The sequence below is a fragment of the Streptomyces longhuiensis genome (assembly GCF_020616555.1).
In the GTDB taxonomy this organism is placed as follows: domain Bacteria; phylum Actinomycetota; class Actinomycetes; order Streptomycetales; family Streptomycetaceae; genus Streptomyces; species Streptomyces longhuiensis.
The window spans coordinates 7,402,388-7,423,548 of sequence record NZ_CP085173.1; the positions used below are offsets into that span (position 1 = coordinate 7,402,388).

Here is a 21,161-nt window from a genome sequence, read left to right on the forward strand (position 1 = left end):
GTTGGGGGGTGGGCCGCCCCTTCGGCGTGCTCGGGGCCGTTGTCGGTGCCGCGCGACAGAATGCGGCGCATGCCGATACGGGTTGACATGTCGCTGGAGCGGCAGCTCCGCAAAATCGGGGAGCAGATCGCCGGCGAAGGGGTGCGCGCGGCGATTTCCGCCGTGGTGACGCACATGAACAGCGGGAGCGGCCGCAAACGCCGCGGCGGCAAGGAGCTCGTGCGCCTGCTCGTCCTGGCGCGCCGGACAGCCGCTCAAGTGGGGGAGTGGGAGGCCGTGCGGCAGCTCCACGATTCCATCGCCTACGCGGAGGGGAACATCCTCCGGCACGACTTCGAGGAGCGCTATCGGCTCTTCCAGGATGGGGCGCGCAACGAGGGCAACCGTGACTTCCTCGCGCGCACCCTGTGGGCGACGCACCACTGGATGGTGTCTGCCGCCCGGGAGTTCATGAAGGACCGTCCTGACGCCACTGCGGGGGAACTGGTGGAGTACTTCCGGGCCCAGGGCGAGGACGCCAGGTTCCTTGAAGCTCCCGACAGCCGCCCAGGACGTTACGTCATCCCTCGCGGCCAGGCCGAAACCGCGGTGTGGGTGGAGCGCGTACTGCGCGAGAGCCGCATCGACATGGAGGACCCCGTCGAGGCGTCCCGGAAGATCGTGAAGCGGCCGGAGATGCTGGCGCTGCTCGCGGCGGATGGCGAGGGGCAATTGCTGCTCCAGGCCGTGGAGCTGCAGCGCAGAGCCGCCGGCCTGGAGGCGTTGCGCAAGGTCGTCGAGAACCCTGAGGCGTCCGAGCACGATCTGCAACGGGCTCTCCAGGGCCAGCCCTGGATTTTCGGCGGTCGCTACGTGGGCGAGGCCGTTCGGCGAAGGCTGGTGCCGGGCGACGAGGTGGACATCCCTTTGATCCGTGGTGACGGCGCTTTGCACGTCGTGGAACTCAAGCGTGCGATGAGCCTGAAGGGAGCGCTGGTCAAGAGGTACCGCGACGCATGGGTGCCGACGGCCCAGGTGCACGACGCCGTGGGACAGGCCGTCAACTACCTCGTGGGCCTTGACGAGAACCGTCATCGCATCCGCGAGGAATTTCGCATCGAGGCACGCCGTGCGAGTGCCATCGTCCTGATCGGGCATCCCGCCCTTCAGGCCGACGTGCCGGAGACCGAGATCAGCGAGGCACTGCGCACGTTCAACACGCATGTGAACCGCGTCGAGGTCCTGACCTACAAGGAACTCCTGGACAACGCGCACCGTGCGCTCGGCACGCAGAAGAGTGCCGGTACGGGACCGTCCGTACCGGCACTCTGGCCTGACGTCAGATGAACATTGACGTTGGTGCCGCCCGAAGGCACGCGACTGGCGAGACATGCATGCGTGCCGCCGGGCGGATTCTGTGGTGTGGACGGTACCGCGGCGGCCTGAGATGAACCCCGGCGGCTGCCTTTCCCTCAGGTCGAGAAGGAGCCGCCAGGATCTTGACCACCGCACTGGCTCGCAGAGCCGCCGCGGACCGTACCTGTCCGCCTGGGGCGGACCGCCCGCACCGCCGTGTGACCACCCCTCATCCGGGTCTGCACAGTGGCGCGGGCTTCGCGTCCGGGGCCTGACCTCCCGTCAGACCCCGGACGCGGCTCGGGTGCTAGTCCTCGCGCAGGGCGCGGACCGCTTCCTCCACGCGCTTGCCGTACTCGGCGTCGGCGGCGTGGAAGTGAGCCAGGTTCTTCTCGATCACGTCGTCGCGCGAGACCTGCGAGAGGCCGCCGGCGATGTTGGCGATCAGACGGGACTTCTCGTCCTCGGACATCAGGCGGAACAGCTCGCCCGCCTGGAAGAAGTCGTCGTCCTTGGTGTGGGCGGGCGCCTCGTGCGTGCCGGTGTAGCCGGCGACGGCGAGCGGGGCCGACAGCGGGCGGCCGGTCTCGGCGGGCCCGTCGTACGAGTTGGGCTCGTAGTTCTTGCGGTCGCGGCCGTACGCGTTCGACGCCATCAGGCCGTCGCGGCCGTAGTTGTCGGCGTTGGTCGCCTTCGGCGCGTTCACCGCGAGCTGCGTGTGGTTGACGCCCAGGCGGTAACGGTGCGCGTCCGCGTAGGCGAACAGGCGGCCCTGGAGCATCTTGTCCGGGGAGGGGCCGATGCCGGGCACGAAGTTGTTCGGGGAGAACGCGGCCTGCTCGACCTCGGCGAAGACGTTGTCCGGGTTGCGGTCGAGGACCAGGCGGCCCACGCGCTGCAGCGGGTAGTCCTTGTGCGGCCACACCTTCGTGAGGTCGAAGGGGTTGAAGCGGTAGTCGTCCGCCTCGGCGACCGGCATGAGCTGCACGTACAGGGTCCAGGACGGGTTCACGCCGCGCTCGATGGCCTGGAGCAGGTCCGTCTGGTGCGAGTTGGGGTCCTTGCCCGCGATCTCGGCGGCCTGCTCGCTGGACAGGGAACGGATGCCCTGGTTCGTCTTGAAGTGGTACTTGACGAAGAAGGCCTCGCCCTCGGCGTTCGTCCACTGGTAGGTGTGCGAGCCGTAGCCGTTCATGTGGCGGTACGAGGCGGGGATGCCGCGGTCGCCCATGAGCCAGGTGATCTGGTGCGTGGCCTCGGGGGCGTGCGCCCAGAAGTCCCAGACGTTGTCCGCCTCCTGCTTGCCCGTGAAGGGGTCGCGCTTCTGGGAGTGGATGAAGTCGGGGAACTTGATCGGGTCCTTGATGAAGAACACCGGGGTGTTGTTGCCGACGAGGTCGTAGTTGCCCTCTTCGGTGTAGAACTTCAGCGCGAAGCCGCGCGGGTCGCGGACCGCGTCCGCGCCGCCGAGGTTGTCCGCGACGGTGGAGAAGCGGATGAACGTCTCGGTGCGCTTGCCGACCGTGCTGAGGAAGTCGGCGTGGGTGAAGCCGGTGACGTCGTCCGTCACCTCGAAGTAGCCGTACGCGCCGGAACCGCGCGCGTGGACGACACGCTCCGGGATGCGCTCGCGGTTGAAGCGAGCGAGCTTCTCGAGGAGGTGCTGGTCCTGGAGGAGAAGCGGGCCACCGACGCCGGCGGTGGCGGAATTCTGGTTGTCGGCGACAGGAGCGCCGGACTCGGTCGTGAGCACACGCTTCGACATGGTGGCGAGGGTGACCTTCCGTACGGAACTGCTGGGACTGCTGACGGTGAACCGGAGCGTAGGAGGCTCTGAACAGCTACGTCAACAGTTTGTTGAAGTTGTGGTCAACAGTTTGTTGAATTGAAAGGCATGGTTCCGGGCCGTGGCGACGCCTGGGCGCGACAGGACAGGTGTCAGCGCCGCCACGGCCCGGAAGTCCGGGGGGTCAGACCTGCTGACCGGAGAGGCGCTCGACGCCGCGCAGCAGCGCGGAGTGGTCGAGGCCGCCGTCGCCCTGGGCGCGCAGGGAGGCGACGAGCTGGGCGACCACACCGCCGACGGGCAGGGCGGCGCCCACGTTGCGGGCGGCGTCGGTGACGATGCCCATGTCCTTGTGGTGCAGGTCGATCCGGAAGCCGGGCTTGAAGTCCCGGTTCAGGAAGTTGTCCTTCTTGCGGGTCAGGACGGTCGAGCCGGCCAGGCCGCCGTTGAGGACGTCGAGCGCGGCCGTCAGGTCCACGCCGGACTTCTCCAGGAAGACCACGGCCTCGGCGCACGCCTGGATGTTCACGGCGACGATCAGCTGGTTGGCGGCCTTCACGGTCTGGCCCGAGCCGTGCGGACCGCACAGCACGATGGTCTTGCCGAGGGCGTCGAGGAGCGGCTTGGCCTCGTCGAAGTCGGCCTGCTCACCGCCGACCATGATCGACAGAACGGCCTCGATCGCGCCGGCCTCGCCACCGGAGACGGGGGCGTCGATGACACGGATGCCCTTGCTCTTGGCTGCCTTCGCGAGGTCCACCGAGGTCTGCGGGGTGATCGACGACATGTCGACGATCAGCGCGCCGGACTTCGCGTTCTCGAGGATGCCGTTCTCGCCGTACGCGATGGCCTCGACCTGCGGAGAGGCGGGCACCATCGTGACGATGACGTCGGCGTCCTTGACGGCCTCGGCGATGGAGCCGGCCGCGGTGCCGCCAGCGGCCGCGAGCCGCTCCAGCTTGTCCTTCTCGAGGGTGAAGCCGGTCACCGAGTAACCAGCCTTGATCAGGTTCTCGGACATGGGGGAGCCCATGATGCCGAGTCCGATCCACGCGATCTTGGGGAGGTTGCTCATGAGGGTGCCTCTCTAACTGCGGTCGTACGTAAGTGAGTTGGCGCGCGTCGGGGCGCTCAGCGCGCGGCGCGGGCCGCGGCGGGCAGCCAGTCGAAGGCCTCGGCGCTCGGCTTGTCGCCGGGCTTGTACTCCAGGCCGACGTAGCCCTCGTAGCCCGTCTTCGCCAGCTGGTCGAGCAGTTCCTCGAGCGGCAGCGAACCGGTGCCGGGGGCGCCGCGGCCCGGGTTGTCGGCGATCTGCACGTGGCCGGTCTTCGCGGTGTACTGCTCGATCACCGCGGGCAGGTCCTCGCCGTTCATCGACAGGTGGTACAGGTCCATCAGGAACTTGGCGTTGCCGAGGCCCGTGGCCGCGTTCACCTTGTCCACGACCTCGATCGCCTTGGGGGCGCTCACGATCGGGCACAGCGGCGACTCGGGCTTGTTCAGCGCCTCGATCAGGAGGATCGCGCCGACGCGGTCGGCGGCGCGGGCCGCGAGCGCCAGGTTCTCCAGGGCGAGCTCGTCCTGGACGGCCGGGTCGACGCCGTCGACGCGGTTGCCGTACAGCGCGTTGAGCGCCGTGCAGCCGAGGGACTGTGCGAAGTCCGCCGCGATGTCGATGTTCGCGCGGAACTTGTCGCTCTCCTCGCCGGGGACCGACAGGGCGCCGCGATCGGGGCCCGGCAGCTGTCCGGCGTAGAAGTTGAGCCCGGTGAGCTGTACGCCCGCGTCCTCGATCGCCTTCTTGAGGGCGTCGAGCTCGGACTGCTCGGGGGTGGGGGCGTCGACCCAGGGCCACCACAGCTCGACCGCGGTGAAGCCCGCCGCGGCGGCTGCCGCGGGGCGCTCCAGGAGCGGGAGTTCCGTGAAGAGGATCGACAGGTTGACGTTGAAGCGCTGGTCTGCGAATCCCATGGGGGTCGGCGCTCCCTTCCGTATCGAGATCCGTACGGCACTCGGTGTCGAGTTCCGTATTGCGGAAGTTCGTTTCTGCTTGATGGAAGACTGCCGGGGATGCTTCGCTCTTGTCAAGAGGGGCTGCCGGAAAAACAGCTCGCGGCAGTAGGTTGACCCCGTGCGATTGAGAGTGGAGTTCACGACCGAGCCCTTCGACCTCGACGAGGCGCCGCCCCATGCGGTCGTCGCCCGCGACGTCATCCAGAAGGCCGAACTGGACGCGGTGGATGTCGGACCCTTCGGCAACACCGCCGAAGGGGAGGCGGACGCCGTGCTCGGCGCGGTGGACGCGCTGCTGCGCCAGGCCCTGGCGGCCGGCGCCACCCGCGTCTCGCTCCAGGTCAATGTGATGGGGGAGGGCGATAAGTGACCGCTACAGGAGACGTCCCCTTCGTCAACGCGGTGAAGCCGCTGGTGGACGCCATGGGGGGCGAGATGCTGCCGCCGCAGGAGGCGGGCAAGGACGATGTCGTCCTGCACTGGGAGGGCCGCGAGGTCATCGCCGTACGGCTGCCCCAGCTGGCCGACTCCCTGGATCACATCCTGGTGGCCATGGAGCGCGGACAGGGCATGCCCCTGTCCGCGCTCGACCGCAAGGCCAAGCAGGAGGTCGTGCGCATACTGGAGGCACGAGGTGCCTTCTCCGTGCGGCACGGAGTGGAGACCGTGGCCGGTGCGCTCGGAGTGTCCCGGTTCACCGTCTACAACTACCTGAACAGGGAAAACGCGGCCAAGGGGGAGTAGGTCGCCCTCTAGCACGCCAAGGTGTCGAACCAGCCGCCGTCCGGATACCGGGCGGCGGTTTTTGTAACTCCGAGTTTTCAACAAAGTGTTGACGTGGTGTTTCGGAGGGCGTTAGCTATCCGCAGCCCGTTCAGCACAAGGCCACGGAGGCTTCCCGTGACTTCACGTCCGATGCCGGGGCTTTCCCGGTTCAACGCGCTTCAGGAGAACGCGGCCGCCGCCACGCTCCACGAGGTGTGTGCCAGCTCGGCGTGGGGGAGCAAGCTCCTCGCCCAGCGCCCCTTCACCACCACGGAGGAACTCTTCGCCGCGAGCGACGCCGCCATGGCCGAGCTCCAGGCGGAGGATCTCGCCGAGGCGATGGCGGGGCACCCCCCGATCGGCCGCCCGAAGCCGGGCGACCCGACCTCGTCCCGCGAGCAGCGGGGCATGGCCGGCGCCTCCGAGGAGCTCAAGGCCGAGATGCTCGAACTGAACCTGGCGTACCAGGAGCGGTTCGGTCATGTCTTCCTGATCTGCGCCACCGGGGCGACCGGCGAGCAGATGCGCGACGCGATGAAGGCCAGGATCGGGAACGACACCGGGACGGAGCGCGAGATCGTGCGCACCGAACTGGGGAAGATCAACCGTATCCGCCTGACCCGCCTCGCCGAAGAAGACGTAGAAGTGGAAGAGGACAAGGACTGATGAGCACCGCGACCACCGCGTCGGTGTCGACGCACATTCTCGACACCAGCATCGGACGCCCCGCCGAGGGCGTCGCCATCTCGCTCGCCGCCCGCTCGGGCAGCGACGCCGAGTGGGTGGCGCTCGGCGGCTCCGCGACCGACGCGGACGGGCGCTGCAAGGACCTGCCGGCGCTGCCGGAGGGCACCACCCACGTACGCCTCGACTTCGCCGTCGAGACGTACTTCGAAAAGAAGCAAGCCGAGGCGCAGCAGGACGCCCCCCGCGTAAGGGACAGCGGTGCGTTCTTCCCGGAGGTGGCGATCACGTTCGCCGTCAAGCCGGGCGAGCACTATCACGTACCGCTGCTGCTCAACCCGTTCGGCTACTCCGTTTACCGAGGGAGCTAGCAGACATGCCCACGATTCTCGGCCAGAACCAGTACGGCAAAGCAGAGAACCGCGTCGTCAAGATCACGCGGGACGGCGACACCCACCACATCAAGGACCTGAACGTCTCCGTCGCCCTCTCCGGCGACCTCGACGACGTCCACTACAACGGCTCGAACGCCAACTGCCTTCCGACGGACACGACGAAGAACACCTGCTTCGCGTTCGCCAAGGAATACGGCATCGAGTCGGCCGAGCAGTACGGCATCCACCTCGCCCGGCACTTCGTGGACAGCCAGCCGTCCATCCACCGCGCGCGCATCCGCATCGAGGAGTACTCCTGGGAGCGCATCGCCGGCTCCGACGGCAACTCCAAGTTCATCGGCGCCGACGAGGTCAAGCACTCCTTCGTCCGTAAGGGCCAGGAGACCCGCCTCGCGCAGATCACGTACGACGGCGAGAAGTTCGAAGTCCTGTCCGGGCTCAAGGACCTGACCGTGATGAACTCCACGAACTCCGAGTTCTGGGGCTACATCAAGGACAAGTACACGACGCTCCAGGAGGACTACGACCGTATCCTCGCCACGTCCCTGTCGACGTGGTGGCGGCACAACTGGACCTCCGACGAGCAGCGCATGCCGCAGTGGGAGAAGTCCTACGAGCAGTCCAAGAAGCACATCCTCCAGGCGTTCGTGGAGACGTACTCGCTCTCGCTCCAGCAGACGCTGTACCAAATGGGTTCGCGGGTCATCAACAACCGCAGCGAGATCGACGAGATCCGCTTCTCCGCGCCCAACAAGCACCACTTCCGGCAGGACCTCTCCGCCTTCGGTCTGGAGAACGAAGCCAAGGACGGCGCCGTGTACTACGCGGCCGACCGCCCCTACGGCCTGATCGAGGCCACCATCCTGCGCGACGGCTGCGAGCCGCACATCCCGGTCGACATGACCAACCTCTGACGCGGGGCGCGCACCCCCCGCCCGCCCGCAGTCGGACGGGGGGTGCGCCACACCGGAGGGACCAGCAATGGCAACGCCTGCAAAAGGGCCGGCTGAAGGCCCGTGTTCCACCCCACCGGCAGGACTTGAGGTCCACCCGGTGGACGAGAAGCTCCACCCCTCGCGGCTCGTCCCCGCGGCACTCCAGCACATCGCCGCGATGTACGCGGGCGTGGTCACGCCCCCGCTCATCATCGGTCAGGCCGTCCACCTCGACACGGCGGGCCAGACCCGGCTCATCGCCGCCAGCCTGCTCATCGCGGGCGTGGCCACCCTCCTGCAGACCCTCGGCGTCAAGGGACTCGTCGGCAACCGGCTGCCCTTCGTCAACGCCGCCTCCTCGGCCGGCATCGCGCCGATGCTCGCCATCGCCGAGACCAACGCCCGGGGTGACCAACTCCCCGCCATCTACGGCGCGGTGATGGTCGCCGGCGTCTTCTGCCTCGCGATCGGCCCGTTCTTCGGCAGACTCCTGCGCTTCTTCCCGCCGCTCGTCACGGGCGTCGTCATCACCCTCATCGGGGTGACCCTGATGCCGGTCCCGGTGGCCTGGGCACAGGGCGGCGACAGGACCGCCGCCGACTTCGGCGACATGAAGCACCTGGGACTCGCCGCCTTCACGCTCGTCGTCATCCTGATGATCCAGCGCTTCGGGCGCGGCTTCGTCAAGCAAGTCGCCCTGCTTCTGGGCCTGTTGATCGGCACGCTGGCCGCGATCCCGTTCGGCATGGCGGACTTCGGCGCCCTCAGGTCGGCGCCGGTCGCCGCGCTGCCCACGCCGTTCGCGTTCGGCACGCCCGAGTTCCAGCCCGCCGCGATCATCTCGCTCTGCCTGGTGATGCTCGTCCTGATGACGGAGTCCAGCGCCGGAATGCTCGCCATCGGCGAGATCTGCGACCGCGAGACCAGCGGCAGGACCATCACCCGCGGCCTGCGCACCGACGGCCTCGCCACGCTCCTCGGCCCCGTCTTCGGCGGCTTCCCCACCTCGGCCTTCGCCCAGAACGTCGGCGTCGTCTCGCTGACGAAGGTGCGCAGCCGCTACGTGGTCGCCGCCGCGGGAGGCGCGCTCCTGGTCCTCGGCGCCTTCCCGGTGCTCGGCGCGGTGGTCTCCACGGTGCCGATGCCGGTACTCGGCGGCGCGGGCATCGTCCTCTTCGGCTCCATCGCCGTCAGCGGCATCCGCACGCTGTCGGAGGCCGGCCTCGACGACAGCTCGAACATCATCCTGGTCGCCGTCTCGCTCGGCGCGGGCATCATCCCGCTCGCCGCGCCCACCTTCTACGCCGAATTCCCGGCCTGGGCGCAGACCGTGCTCGGCTCCGGCATCAGCGCGGGCGCCCTGGTCGCCGTATCGCTGAACCTGTTCTTCCACCATCTCGGCACCCGCGGCCGCGCCACCGCCGCCGCGGCACTCAAATCCTCCTAGGGTCCTGCCGTGCCCCACTCGCCAATCACCCATGAAGGAAGCACCATGGCGCCTTCGGCAGCCCCTTCCCGCATCGTCATCGAGAACGCGGCCATCGCGACCGTCGACGCCGACGACACCGAGTACGCCTCCGGCTACGTGGTCGTCGCCGACAACAAGATCGAGTCCATCGGCGCAGGTCAGGCCCCCGCGGGCCTGGAGAACGTCGTGCGCCGCGTCGACGGCACCGGCCACCTCGTCACGCCGGGCCTGATCAACACGCACCACCACTTCTACCAGTGGATCACCCGTGGCCTGGCCACGGACCACAACCTGTTCAACTGGCTGGTCGCGCTGTACCCGACGTGGGCGCGCATCGACGAGCAGATGGCCCGCGTCGCCGCACAGGGCTCCCTCGCGATGATGGCCCGCGGCGGTGTCACCACCGCGATGGACCACCACTACGTGTACCCGAAGGGCTCCGGCGACCTGTCCGGCGCCATCATCGGCGCCGCCTCCGACATGGGCGTCCGCTTCACGCTCGCCCGCGGCTCCATGGACCGCTCCGAGAAGGACGGCGGCCTGCCGCCGGACTTCGCGGTCGAGACCCTTGAGGGCGCGCTCGCGGCCACCGAGGAGACCGTCGACAAGCACCACGACGCCTCCTTCGGCGCGATGACCCAGGTGGCCGTCGCGCCCTGCTCGCCGTTCTCGGTATCCACCGAACTCATGAAGCAGGGCGCCGAGTTGGCGCGCCGCCTGGGGGTACGGCTGCACACTCACGGCAGCGAGACGGTCGAGGAGGAGAAGTTCTGCCACGAGCTCTTCGGCATGGGCCCGACCGACTACTTCGAGTCGACGGGCTGGCTCGGTGAGGACGTGTGGATGGCGCACTGCGTCCACATGAACGACTCGGACATCGCCGCCTTCGCCCGTACGGGCACGGGTGTCGCGCACTGCCCGTCGTCCAACGCCCGTCTGGCGGCCGGCATCGCCCGCGTCCCCGACATGCTCAAGGCCGGCGTCCCCGTCGGTCTCGGCGTCGACGGCACCGCGTCCAACGAGTCCGGCGAGCTGCACACCGAGCTGCGCAACGCGCTCCTCATCAACCGGCTCGGCGCCCACCGCGAGGCCGCCCTGAACGCCCGTCAGGCGCTCAGGCTCGGCACCGCCGGCGGTGCCCGGGTCCTGGGCCGCGCCGGCGAGATCGGTTCCCTGGAGGCGGGCAAGCTCGCCGACCTGGTCCTGTGGAAGATCGACGGCATCGGGCACTCCTCGATCGCCGACCCGGTCACCGCCATCGTCTTCGGCGCGGCGGCCCCGGTCACCCTCTCCCTCGTCAACGGAAAGCCGGTCGTCGAGGGCGGACGCCTGCTGCACGCCGACGAGGACGCCATCGCCCGCGATGCGCGTCAGGAGGCACAGCGCCTCGCGCGGATCACCGCCGAGGCCTGACAACCCTAGAACTCCGGTCGGGGGGGACGGCCCCCGACCGGACTTGAGCTGCCGAGCGGGCTGCTCAAGTGCCGCCCCGGATCGTGGCCCAACACTTCACGATCCCGGGGCGGTCAGCACTACCTGGGCGCAGTACCCACAACCGAATACCGGCAAGTCCTTGCACGTCGTACCACCTCCCAGAAGCGAGTGCCGCCCAGGCACTGGAAAACAAACGGAGGAGCCGCTGTGGCCATCAAGCCCAGGTTCACCAAGCAAGGCACCACCCCCGACGAGATATCCGAGGGGCACACCGAACATCCGGCGGGCAAGCACCCGGTGGACGAGAAGCTGCCGCCGCTGAAGATGGCGACGACCGGACTTCAGCACGTCGCCGCCATGTACGCGGGCGTCGTCGCGCCGCCGCTCATCGTGGGCGCCGCCGTGGGCCTGTCGCCGAAGGAACTCACCTTCCTGACGGGTGCCTGCCTGTTCACCGCGGGGCTCGCCACCTTCCTCCAGACGCTCGGCTTCTGGAAGATCGGCGCCCGTCTGCCGTTCGTCAACGGCGTCACCTTCGCCGGCGTCGCGCCCATGATCGCGGTCGTCAACTCGACGGACGACAAGAAGGACGCGCTACCGATCATCTTCGGGGCCGTGATCGTCGCCGGCATTCTCGGCTTCATCGCCGCCCCCTTCTTCAGCAAGCTGGTGCGGTTCTTCCCGCCGGTCGTGACCGGCACGGTCATCACCCTCATCGGCGTCTCGCTGATGCCCGTCGCGTTCGGCTGGGCCCAGGGACCCAATCCCGCGGCGAAGGACTACGGTTCGACCACCTATCTCACGCTGGCGGGCATCACCCTGGTCATCGTCCTGCTGCTGCGCAGGTTCACCACGGGCTTCGTGAAGCAGATCGCCGTACTCCTCGGCCTGATCATCGGCACCCTCGTCGCGATCCCCTTCGGCGTCACGGACTTCAGCCCGATCGGCGACGCGGACGTCATCGGCTTCCCGATGCCGTTCCACTTCGGCGCCCCGCAGTTCGCCGCCGCGGCGATCGTCTCCCTGTGCGTCGTCATGGTCGTCTCGATGACCGAGTCCACGGCCGACATGCTGGCGCTCGGCGAGATCGTGGAGCGTCCCGCCGACGAGAAGACCATCGCGGCCGGTCTGCGGGCCGACACGCTCGGCTCGGCGCTCAGCCCGTTCTTCAACGGCTTCATGTGCAGCGCGTTCGCCCAGAACATCGGCCTCGTCGCGATGACGAAGATCCGCAGCCGGTACGTCGTCGCCACGGGCGGTGGCTTCCTCGTTCTGATGGGCCTGTGCCCGATGGCCGCCTCGCTGATCGCGGTCGTGCCCCGGCCCGTCCTCGGCGGCGCGGGCGTCGTGCTCTTCGGCTCGGTCGCGGCGAGCGGCATCCAGACCCTCGTCAAGGCGAACCTGGAGCGGGACAACAACGTGCTGATCGTGGCCGTTTCGCTGGCCGTCGGGCTCATCCCGATCGCGGCGCCGGAGTTCTACCACGCGTTCCCGGAGACCGCGAAGATCATCCTGGATTCGGGTATCTCCACCGGCTGTGTGGCCGCGGTGATCCTCAACCTGCTGTTCAACCACATCGGCCGCGGCGAAGGCGCGGACGACGTGACGGCCCCGATGGAGCCGGGCGGTGAGATCGCTCAGACGCGTACGGCCGCCGGGTCCTCCACCTCGGCAGGGTCTTCCGCAGCAGGGGTGCACTGACGTAACGTGCGTGACGCCGCCGTTCGTATGGCGGAAGTTACTTTCCAGTTAACCCGGATTGCCGGTCCCGCGTGAGCCGCAGCGCGACGGGACCGGCCCCGGCGTCACAGCACGGAAGAAGCGCCACTCATGAATGACACCCCTGACGTGGAGGCCGTACGGGACGGGCGCGAAGTGCCCGGCGAGCGCCACCGTTCCGGCGTCCTCGACGCGCACGCCGAGTCCGAAGGGTCCGACGCGGTCGTCGTGCCCGACGTGCATCCGGTGGACGAGATCCTGCCGCCCGGCCGGATGCTGGTCGCGAGTTTCCAGCACGTCGCCTCCATGTACGCGGGCGCGGTCTCCGTGCCGATCGTCATCGCGGTCGCCTCGAAGATGCCGGCGGGGGACACCGCCGTACTCATGGCCGGCAGCCTCCTGATGGCGGGCCTCGCGACGCTCCTCCAGACGCTCGGCATCGGCAACTTCATCGGCTCGCGCCTCCCGTTCGTCAACGGGGTCTCGTTCGCCGGCGTGGGCGTCATGCTGACGATCCTCGCCACCGAGGGCGGCGTACAGGCCGGTATGCCGGTCGTCTTCGGCGCGATCCTGGTGTCCAGCCTCTTCGGCTTTCTCGTCTCCACGTACTTCTCGCGGCTGGTGAAGTTCTTCCCGCCGGTCGTCACCGGCTCGGTGATCACTCTCATCGGCGTCTCGCTGTTCCCCGTCGCCTACGGCTGGATCGTCGACCCGACCGCCCACTCGCATCGCAACGACCCGAAGAACATCGCCCTGACGGCGGCGACCGTCCTGGTCATGCTGCTCCTGCAGAAGTTCACCACCGGCTTCCTCAAGCAGATCGCCATGCTCATCGCGCTGGTCTTCGGCACGCTCCTCGCGATCCCGATGGGCCTCGCCGACTTCTCGGCCCTCAAGGAAGCGGACGCCTTCGGCCTCCCGAGCCTGCTGCACTGGGGCGCGCCGTCCTTCTCCCTCGCGCCGATCCTCTCCATGTGCGTCGTGATGCTGGTGATCCTCACCGAGTCGACCGCCGACATGATCGCGCTCGGCAAGATCGTGGACCGGCCGGTCGACGAGAAGACGATCGCCCGCGGCCTGCGGGCCGACGCACTCGGCTCGGCCGTCAGCCCCTTCTTCAACGGGTTCCACAACTCGGCGTTCGCGCAGAACATCGGCCTGGTCGTGATCTCCGGCGTCCGCAGCCGCTTCGTCGTCGCCCTGTCCGGCGCGATCCTCATCCTCATCGGCCTCAGCCCCGCCGCGGGCGCGCTGATCGCGGTGGTCCCGATGCCGGTCCTCGCCGCCGTCTCCCTCTTCCTGTTCGGCTCGATCGCCCTCTCGGGCATCCAGATGCTGCTCCGCGCCGACCTGCAGCGCGGTGACAACACGCTGATCGCCGTCGTCACCATCGGCGTCGGCCTCATCCCGGCGGTGAACGGCTCCTTCTACGCGTCCTTCCCCGATTGGGCGCAGATCGTCCTCGGCTCGGGCATCTCGACGGGCTGCATCCTCGCGGTCAGCCTGAACCTTCTCTTCAACCACTTGGGCAGGAGGACGAGTTCGGCCACCGCACCCGAACCGGCTCTCCCGCACTGACCCTTACTTCGTCTCCTTCGCCTCGTCCTTCGTCTCCTTCTTCGTCTCCTTCTTCGCCGCCTTTCCGCCGGGCTCGCGCAGCGTCCGTACGAGCAGCCAGCCGAGCGCCGGCAGAACGGTCAGAGGCGCGAGCGCGGTCCGCAGGGAGGTGGCGTCAGCCAGGGCGCCGATCGCGGGGCTCGCGATGCCGCCGACGCTGACCGCAAGGCCCAGCGTGACGCCGCTCGCGGTGCCCACGCGCCTCGGCAGATAGTCCTGGCCGAGCGTGATGTGCAGAGAGAACGGCACGTACAGACCGGCCGACGTCAGCGCCACGCACCCGTAGAGCGCGGGACCGGGGACGAAGACGACCCCGGCCACGGCGAGGACCGTCAGGGCGTACGACCAGCGGAGCACCGGCACGCGGCCGAAGCGGGTCGCGAGCCTGCCGCCCGCCACGGTGCCCACCGCGCCGCCGATGTAGAGCACGAACAGCGCTGCCGTCCCGGCCACTTCACCTCCGCCCGCCCGCTGGCGCGCGTACAGGGAGATGAACGCGCTCAGGCCGACGAAGACGACCGAGCGGCACATGATGGCGCCCGTCAGCTTGAGGAACGACGCCCAGTCGTCCCTGCCGTCCGCCGCGAGCGCGGGCCCGCCCGTCGCCGGGGCGACTCTGCGGCCCGAGCGCAGGGCGGCCACGCACAGGGCCGCTCCGGCGAGGCCCGGGACGACGAGGAGCGGCGAGGCGTGCAGCCCGCCGGTCGCGACGACGGCGGCGACCAGCAGGGGCGCGGTGGCGAATCCGAGGTTGCCGCCCAGTGAGAACCAGCCCATCGCCGTGTGGCTGCCACGGCTCGCGACGCGGGCCACGCGCGCGGCCTCCGGATGGTAGGCGGCGACCCCGATCCCGGACACCGCGACCACCAAGAGGGTGAGGGCGTACGAGTCCCCGACGCCGGCCAGCGCCACACCGGCCCCGCCCACCACGCAGCTCACCGGCAGCAGCCACGGCATCGCCCACCGGTCCGTCAGCGCGCCGAACAGGGGCTGTACCACCGACGACAGCAGGGACGCGGCCAGGACGATCCCGGAGGCGGCGGCATACGTGTAGGCCCGCTCGGAGACGAAGAACGGCACCAGAGCCGCCACCGCGCCCTGATAGACGTCCACACAGGCGTGCCCCAGGGCGAGCAGGGTGATGGACCCGCGCCGGGAAGCCGGCGGTCCGGGGACCGATGTCGGTGCGGTCGTGGGCCCGGTCGTGGGTGGAGGGGGAACGGAGGTCCGGTTGTCTGACACCCGCCCATCGTCCGTACGGGCCACGCTGGCGCGCTTCCGATAAAGTGTCAATGTATGCCGGATATCCGCCACACCCCGCAGGCGCCCACCCGCACCCAGACACTGGCGGCGGGCGGGCGGATCGACCCGCACCGGCACGACGAGCACCAGATCGTCTACGCGGGCTCAGGGGTCCTCGCCGTCACCACCGACGCCGGCACCTGGTTCGCGCCCGGCACCCGCGCCATCTGGGTACCGGCCGGCTGCGTCCACGCCCACCGCGCCCACGGTCACCTGGACCTCCACACGCTCGGCCTGCCCGCCCGCGTCAACCCGCTCGGCCTGGAAGCGCCCACCGTCCTGACCGTCGGCCCGCTCCTGCGCGAACTGCTCCTCGCCGCCACGCGCGGCCCCTCCGACGACAGCCCCGAGAGCAGGCGCCTGCGCGCCGTCCTCCTCGACCAGCTGCGGGCGTCCCCACAGCAGCCCCTCCAACTCCCCGCCCCCACCGACCCGCGCCTGAAAGCGGTCTGCGACCTCCTGTACGAGGACCCGGCCGACGCCCGCCCCCTGGCCGCGCTCGGGAGGGAGTCCGGAGCCGGTGAACGCACGCTGAGCCGCCTCTTCCGCCGCGAACTGGGGATGACCTTCCCCCAGTGGCGCACCCAGCTCCGGCTCTACCACGCGCTGCGGATGCTGGCCGAGGGCGACGCGGTCACCGCGGTCGCGCACCGCTGCGGCTGGTCCTCCACCAGCGCGTTCATCGACGTGTTCCGCCGCGCGTTCGGCTGCACGCCGGGGGAGCACAGCCGGCGCTAGGGGTCGTGTGTTGTGAGTCCTTCGGCTGTCCGCGGTGGGCACCGCGTCGTGCGGGTGGCTGTTCGGCGTCCACGAATGCGGCGCGTTCGGCACGGATCAGTGCCGAACGCGCCGCCCCGCATGGGGAGTTGTCAGCCGATGTGGAAGCTGTCCCCGTACACCTTCCAGTCGAGCGGCGGGTCCAGGTTCAGGTTGCCGTTCTTCAGGAAGACGCGCTGCGCGGTGTCGACGCGGCTCGTGTCGCTGTGGGCCTCCTCCTGCTTCATGGCCCACACCCGCGCGTCGAGGAAGGCGTTCAGGTACGCGACCTCGTCGCCGCCCTGCGCCGGCGGCTTCGCCTGGGCGAGAGCGCGCTTGCGGATGTTGCGGAAGCTGGTCGCGTCGCCTCCGTCACCGTGCATCACGATGGCGTCGTAGTACGCGAACTGCCCGAGTGTGCCGATGCCGTCGGCCTTGCCCTGTGCGACCGCCGGGTTGAAGTACACGCGGTCGCGCTCGTCGTTCTGGGCCTGCTGGAACGCGGAGTCCTCGGCCGCCTTCTCCCAGTCGCGTGGGTAATCGGGATCGAGGCCGTCGTGCGAGTCGGTGCCGTCCACCTCGCGCAGGGCGGGCAGGTACTTCGCCAGGACGTTGCCGGGCCTGCGCTGGGTGTAGAGCTCCACGAGGTCGAGCATGTCGCCGGTGCCGGAACAGAAACCGATGATCCCGGCGGTGTAGCCGCGGCCGTCGCCGATGTCCTCGATGTAGCCGTACTGGGCCTTCCAGTCGAGCGAGGAGTTCTCCGCGCTCGACACCAGCTTCATGGCGATCTCCTTCTTCGCCGGGTTGTCGAGCCCGCCCGCGGAGACGGGTGTGGCCGTCGCGAGCTGGGTCGTGAGGAGCGGGGCCGCGACGACCGAGGCGCCGATCAGGGCGAGCAGGGTGCGACGCGACGTGCGGATGTGGGGGGTGTGCACGGGACCTCCATGGGGGAGCTCGTTCTTCCGCGAACTGTTAGGAAGGTTTCCTACCAGAGAATGCGGGTGACGTATACCCGTCAAGCGGAGGGGAGTTGAGGGTCCGGGGCGGGGGTCGCCGCGCTTGCGCAGGTGTTCCTGCACGTGAACGGCGGGTTTGTATGTGGTGGGGGAGAGGGGGAGATGTCGGGTGGGGTCAGTGACCCGGGCCGCAGGGGCGCGTGGCCGGGAGGCGTCCCGAGACGAACGCCGTCGGCGGTACACCGAACAGCGCGTGGAACTCCGCCGTCATGTGCGACTGGTCGTAGTAACCGGTGGCGTGCGCGAGCCCCGCCCACCGCGGGTTCCCCTCGGCGCCCGCCCCGGCGAGCACCTGGCGCACTCGGTCGATCCGCGCGAAATGCTTGGGGGACAGGCCGACGCCGTCCGCGAAGAGATTGCGCAACTGGCGCTCGCTCACGGCGAGTTGCCGGGCCACTTCCGTGACTGTCCCCGGCCGGTCGCGCCCCGGGGCCGTCGACAGCGCCTCGACCGCCGCCCGCACCAGGCCTTCGCGGGCACGCTCGCCCCGGTCGCGGGGGGTGAGACCGGCCGGCAGCAGCTCCGCCATGCGCGCGAGCACGGCGTCCGGGTCCGGTGCGGGCCCGAGGGCGGCGAGCCCGCGCGCGATCCGCCGGCCCGCCTCGCCCGGCAGCGACTCCAACGGCTCGGCGCGGCCCACGAGTTCGCGTACGGACACCCCGAGCAGCGGGCGCGCGGCCCCGGGCCGGAACCGCAGCTGCAGGCACAGCGGGAGCCGCTTTTCCTCGTAGTACGACGCCTTGGTGCGCGGCCCGATGGCGACCACGTCGGTGCCGCCGTCCGGCAGCACGCGGAACACGAGCCGCGTCGCCGCGTCCGGGACATGGGTGATCGCCCCGGTGTCCCCCTGGCCGAAGTCCGGGGAGTCGACGGAGTTGACCGAGTCGATCTCGGTGATCCAGGGCCGCAGCGCCTCGGGCGGCGCGACAGGGGTGCCGTAGCGCCCGGGGGTGCTGTAGCGCCCGGGGGTGCCGGTGTGGTCCGGCGTCCCCGGCTGTTCAGCCGTCCTGTCCCGCAGCATGGTCACCCCTCCACGTTAACCGGGGGGTGGGCCGTCCGGAGACCGCCGGCTGTGCCGGAATTTCCTAGCTGCGGCGGCCCGTTGACCGGCAGCGTCGACGTCATGATTCTCATCACCGGTGCCACCGGCACCATCGGCAGTGAAGTGACCCGTCTCCTCGCCGTGCGCGGCGTTCCGCACCGCGCCCTGACCCGCGATCCGGCCCGCGCCGCCTTCGGACCCGCCACCGAGGTCGTCCGCGGGGACCTCGACGACCCCGGGACCCTCGACGCGGCGGTGGCCGGCGCCACGGCCGTCTTCATGGTGACCCTGCCCGGCTCGGGCTCCGGGCCCGGCGTCCAGGACAAGGCCCTGCTGGACGCGGCCGGGGCGGCGGGTGTGCGCCGGGTCGTGAAGCTCTCGGCGATCGGCACGGGCGAGCCGGGCGCCGGAGGCTTCGGCATGTGGCACGTCCCAGGTGAAGAGGCGCTCCGGGCAAGCGGCTTGGAGTGGACCGTGCTGCGCCCCACGACGTTCGCGTCGAACTTCCTGTGGTCGGCGCCGGAGATCCGCGCGGGGCGGCCCGTCCCCAACCAGTTCGGGGACGGCGCCCAAGGCGTGATCGACCCGCGCGACATCGCCGAAGCGGCCGTGGAGGCCCTCCTCGCCGACGGGCACAACGGCCGCGTCCACACCCTCACCGGGCCCGAACTCCTCACCGTGCCCGACCAGGCGGCCGCCGTCGCCGCGGCGGCCGGCCGGCCCGTCGAGACCGTCGAACTGCCCCTGGAGTCCGCTCGCGAGTACGTGCTCGCCGCGGGAATCGCCGAGGAGTCCGTGGACAGCGTCCTCGAAGGCTTCGCGTACGTCCGCGCCGGCCGCAACGCGATCGTCACGGACGACGTCGAGCGCATCCTCGGACGCCCGCCCCGCACCTTCGCCATGTGGGCCGAGGAGCACAAGGAGGCGTTCGTGTAGGGCTGTTGGGCGGAAGGTCCTGCCCGCCGTCGCTCGCCGCGCCGACCCGGGAAGCGCGTGGTCCTTCCGGAATCAGAGACCGAAGGCGCGTGGATCCGACGCGAGTGCCCGGAAGTACTCGCGCGGATCCGCCACGAGCCTGCGCTCCTTGAGGTCCATCAGACCTCCCACCCCGGTCACCTCGGCCGCGAGCGTGCCGTCGGTCTTGCGCACCGACTGCTCGATCCGGAACGTCTTGCCCTCCGTCCACACGAACGCACAGCTCACGTCCACCTCGTCGCCCGCGCGCAGCTCGCGGCGGTAGCGGATGGTCGTCTCCAGGGTGACCGGGCCGACCCCCTTCGCCAGCAGGTCGGCCTGCCGGATCCCGCCGTGCTGGAGCAGCGCCCATCGCGCATGCTCCGCGTACTGCAGATACACGCTCTGATTGAGGTGCCCCTGCGAGTCGGTCTCGTACCCGCGCACTTGAACGTGCACGGTGAACGGCTCGGCCACGATGTCCCCTTCGTCGGCTACTGGGTCTGCTGCTTCGGTCGCTACGGCTGGTGCTCGTTCGTCATGATCTTCTCGGTGACGCCAGCAAGTACCGGCCCCCGGTGCGGGGTTCCGCGTGCTCGCTGACCTGCCACCCCGCCCGCTCCAACGCGGCGGCGCAGCCCGCGATTCCCTCCGGCCCACGCCCCCTCACGGCCACGGCCTCCGGCTGTGGTGTGCCGCCGACCCTGTAGCCGTCCCCGTTGGTGCCCTCTGCCGGTGGGCAGCCCGCCGCCTCCAGGGCGAGGGCGGCGGCCTGCACGAGATGCGCGCGCTCCCAGGCGCACGGCCGGTCGGTGGCGCCGTCCGGATTGGTCATGCGGCGCATCTCCACGAGCCCTTGCCAGGCGCTGCGCACCTCGCGCGCCCGCGCCGGACCGCGGGGACCCGGTGTCTCTCCGCCCACCCGTGCCGCGAACGGGCCGCCGCCCGAAGCGTCCGGCGGCGGGGGCTGCTCGGCGCGCTCCGGTTCGTCCCCCGCCTCCCGTATCCGGTGTCCGGCCGGCGTCAGGAAGTGGTCGTGCGGCGGGCGCGGGTGCCGGAACGCGAGCTTCATCAGGACGAGGCGGGCGAGCTGGGCGTCACCGCCCTTCAGCCGCCCGGTGACCGGGTCGGCCTCCTCGACGATGCGCCGCTGCGCGGCGGACAGCGGCCTGGTCATGGAGCCACCCCCTGATTCCGTCCCTCGGCCGTACGTGCTCCGTACGTTCCGATGGTGCAGCAAGGGTCTGACAACTGGCGCAGCAAGGGTCTGACAACGGCCGGTCCGCCGGCGTATCAGGGACGCAGGTTCCACCCGGCGACGACCGGGCGGCCGTGCTCCGTGCTCAGCCTGCTGACCGTGCCCGTCGCCAGCAGGAAGTGCGCGCCGTCCGCCGGGGTCAGGCCGAGCCTGCGCGCCGTGAGGACCCGCAGGAAGTGGCCGTGGCCGACGAGGACGACGCTGCCCTCGTTCTCCGAGAGCGCGGCGTCCACCTTGGCGAGCATCCGGTCGGCCCGCGCCCCGACCTCTTCGGGGCTCTCGCCGGGGTGCTCCGGAGGTCCCGGCGCGACCCCGTCCGTGAAGAGGAACCAGCCGGGCCGGGTGCGCTGGATCTCGAGCGTGGTGACGCCCTCGTACGCGCCGTAGTCCCACTCGCAGAGGTCGGCGTCGACCCGCACGTTCCCGAGACCGGCGAGTTTCGCGGTCTCGTGCGCACGCACCATCGGGCTCGAGAAGACGGCACCCACGTGGTAGCTGTGGACGAGCGGGGCGAGCTTGCGGGCCTGCTCGCGGCCGTTCTCCGTCAGCGGGATGTCGGTCCAGCTCGTGTGCTGCCCGGACAGGGCCCACTCGGTCTCGCCGTGCCGGACCAGCAGCAGGTCACCCATGCGACTGTCCTGTTCTCTCCGAGGCTGCCGTCGGTCGGGCCCGGCGATCT

At 70.0% G+C, this 21,161-nt stretch carries 21 protein-coding genes; 12 read left to right on the top strand and 9 right to left on the bottom strand.

All coding sequences use genetic code 11. The features are described 5' to 3' along the window. Window positions 1-69: 69 nt before the first annotated feature. Window positions 70-1,326, top strand: coding sequence for a Shedu anti-phage system protein SduA domain-containing protein (locus tag LGI35_RS33820; RefSeq protein ID WP_227298081.1), 1,257 nt, complete (start codon window positions 70-72; stop codon window positions 1,324-1,326). Between the two features lie 316 nt (window positions 1,327-1,642). Here the strand turns inward: LGI35_RS33820 and LGI35_RS33825 are convergent, their stop codons facing one another. The 3 genes from LGI35_RS33825 to LGI35_RS33835 form a co-directional block, all read right to left on the bottom strand. Further along, window positions 1,643-3,100: a catalase gene (locus LGI35_RS33825; protein WP_227298082.1), complete on the bottom strand. Its 1,458-nt coding sequence runs from the start codon at window positions 3,098-3,100 to the stop codon at window positions 1,643-1,645. Between the two features lie 205 nt (window positions 3,101-3,305). Then, complete coding sequence (locus LGI35_RS33830; RefSeq protein WP_227298083.1) at window positions 3,306-4,196, bottom strand: 2-hydroxy-3-oxopropionate reductase; 891 nt, start codon at window positions 4,194-4,196, stop codon at window positions 3,306-3,308. Window positions 4,197-4,252: 56 nt separating this feature from the next. After that, window positions 4,253-5,092 carry a TIM barrel protein gene (locus tag LGI35_RS33835; protein ID WP_227298084.1) on the bottom strand — a complete coding sequence of 280 codons (840 nt, stop codon included), beginning with the start codon at window positions 5,090-5,092 and terminating at the stop codon, window positions 4,253-4,255. A 160-nt stretch (window positions 5,093-5,252) separates the two neighbouring features. On the opposite strand from LGI35_RS33835, the gene LGI35_RS33840 reads away from it, so the two are divergent. From LGI35_RS33840 to LGI35_RS33880, 9 genes are all read left to right on the top strand, one after another. Beyond that, window positions 5,253-5,504 carry a YkoF family thiamine-binding protein gene (locus LGI35_RS33840; protein ID WP_100591422.1) on the top strand — a complete coding sequence of 84 codons (252 nt, stop codon included), beginning with the start codon at window positions 5,253-5,255 and terminating at the stop codon, window positions 5,502-5,504. Continuing rightward, the gene (locus LGI35_RS33845) at window positions 5,501-5,878 is read left to right on the top strand and encodes a helix-turn-helix domain-containing protein (RefSeq protein ID WP_227298085.1); all 378 of its coding nucleotides are present in this window, start codon (window positions 5,501-5,503) and stop codon (window positions 5,876-5,878) included. The genes LGI35_RS33840 and LGI35_RS33845 overlap by 4 nt, the downstream gene beginning before the upstream one ends. Before the next feature lie 171 nt (window positions 5,879-6,049). Next, window positions 6,050-6,565, top strand: a complete 516-nt coding sequence (gene uraD, locus LGI35_RS33850) for a 2-oxo-4-hydroxy-4-carboxy-5-ureidoimidazoline decarboxylase (RefSeq protein ID WP_376221601.1) — start codon at window positions 6,050-6,052, stop codon at window positions 6,563-6,565. Then, entirely contained in the window at window positions 6,565-6,954 is a 390-nt protein-coding gene (gene uraH / locus LGI35_RS33855) for a hydroxyisourate hydrolase (RefSeq protein ID WP_227298087.1), read from the top strand. Before uraD ends, uraH begins: the two co-directional genes overlap by 1 nt. A gap of 5 nt (window positions 6,955-6,959) precedes the next feature. Beyond that, window positions 6,960-7,892, top strand: a complete 933-nt coding sequence (gene pucL / locus LGI35_RS33860; protein ID WP_100591425.1) for a factor-independent urate hydroxylase — start codon at window positions 6,960-6,962, stop codon at window positions 7,890-7,892. A gap of 67 nt (window positions 7,893-7,959) precedes the next feature. After that, window positions 7,960-9,360 (top strand): nucleobase:cation symporter-2 family protein, encoded by a 1,401-nt coding sequence (locus tag LGI35_RS33865; RefSeq protein ID WP_227298088.1) that lies wholly within the window; start codon window positions 7,960-7,962, stop codon window positions 9,358-9,360. A 45-nt stretch (window positions 9,361-9,405) separates the two neighbouring features. Further along, window positions 9,406-10,794 carry an 8-oxoguanine deaminase gene (locus tag LGI35_RS33870; protein WP_227298089.1) on the top strand — a complete coding sequence of 463 codons (1,389 nt, stop codon included), beginning with the start codon at window positions 9,406-9,408 and terminating at the stop codon, window positions 10,792-10,794. A gap of 345 nt (window positions 10,795-11,139) precedes the next feature. Next, the gene (locus LGI35_RS33875) at window positions 11,140-12,516 is read left to right on the top strand and encodes a nucleobase:cation symporter-2 family protein (RefSeq protein ID WP_227300637.1); all 1,377 of its coding nucleotides are present in this window, start codon (window positions 11,140-11,142) and stop codon (window positions 12,514-12,516) included. A gap of 129 nt (window positions 12,517-12,645) precedes the next feature. Beyond that, entirely contained in the window at window positions 12,646-14,112 is a 1,467-nt protein-coding gene (locus LGI35_RS33880) for a nucleobase:cation symporter-2 family protein (RefSeq protein ID WP_227298090.1), read from the top strand. Window positions 14,113-14,115: 3 nt separating this feature from the next. On the opposite strand, the gene LGI35_RS33885 is transcribed toward LGI35_RS33880, so the two are convergent. Then, complete coding sequence (locus LGI35_RS33885) at window positions 14,116-15,294, bottom strand: MFS transporter (RefSeq protein WP_227300638.1); 1,179 nt, start codon at window positions 15,292-15,294, stop codon at window positions 14,116-14,118. Between the two features lie 153 nt (window positions 15,295-15,447). Here LGI35_RS33885 and LGI35_RS33890 point away from each other — a divergent pair, with 153 nt between their 5' ends. After that, entirely contained in the window at window positions 15,448-16,191 is a 744-nt protein-coding gene (locus LGI35_RS33890) for an AraC family transcriptional regulator (RefSeq protein ID WP_227298091.1), read from the top strand. 131 nt (window positions 16,192-16,322) lie between these two features. Here the strand turns inward: LGI35_RS33890 and LGI35_RS33895 are convergent, their stop codons facing one another. Then, the gene (locus LGI35_RS33895; RefSeq protein WP_227298092.1) at window positions 16,323-17,147 is read right to left on the bottom strand and encodes a chitosanase; all 825 of its coding nucleotides are present in this window, start codon (window positions 17,145-17,147) and stop codon (window positions 16,323-16,325) included. Between the two features lie 196 nt (window positions 17,148-17,343). Then, a complete protein-coding gene (locus LGI35_RS33900; RefSeq protein WP_227300639.1) occupies window positions 17,344-18,249 on the bottom strand; it encodes a helix-turn-helix domain-containing protein in 906 nt (301 codons plus the stop codon). Window positions 18,250-18,351: 102 nt separating this feature from the next. Between LGI35_RS33900 and LGI35_RS33905 the strand changes: the two genes are divergently transcribed. After that, on the top strand, window positions 18,352-19,206 hold the full coding sequence (locus tag LGI35_RS33905; RefSeq protein WP_227298093.1) for an NAD(P)H-binding protein: 855 nt from the start codon (window positions 18,352-18,354) through the stop codon (window positions 19,204-19,206). 72 nt (window positions 19,207-19,278) lie between these two features. On the opposite strand, the gene LGI35_RS33910 is transcribed toward LGI35_RS33905, so the two are convergent. The 3 genes from LGI35_RS33910 to LGI35_RS33920 form a co-directional block, all read right to left on the bottom strand. After that, window positions 19,279-19,701 (bottom strand): acyl-CoA thioesterase, encoded by a 423-nt coding sequence (locus tag LGI35_RS33910; RefSeq protein ID WP_227298094.1) that lies wholly within the window; start codon window positions 19,699-19,701, stop codon window positions 19,279-19,281. A gap of 61 nt (window positions 19,702-19,762) precedes the next feature. Continuing rightward, window positions 19,763-20,401: a hypothetical protein gene (locus LGI35_RS33915; RefSeq protein ID WP_227298095.1), complete on the bottom strand. Its 639-nt coding sequence runs from the start codon at window positions 20,399-20,401 to the stop codon at window positions 19,763-19,765. Between the two features lie 116 nt (window positions 20,402-20,517). Continuing rightward, window positions 20,518-21,111: a histidine phosphatase family protein gene (locus LGI35_RS33920; RefSeq protein ID WP_227298096.1), complete on the bottom strand. Its 594-nt coding sequence runs from the start codon at window positions 21,109-21,111 to the stop codon at window positions 20,518-20,520. Window positions 21,112-21,161 lie beyond the last annotated feature (50 nt).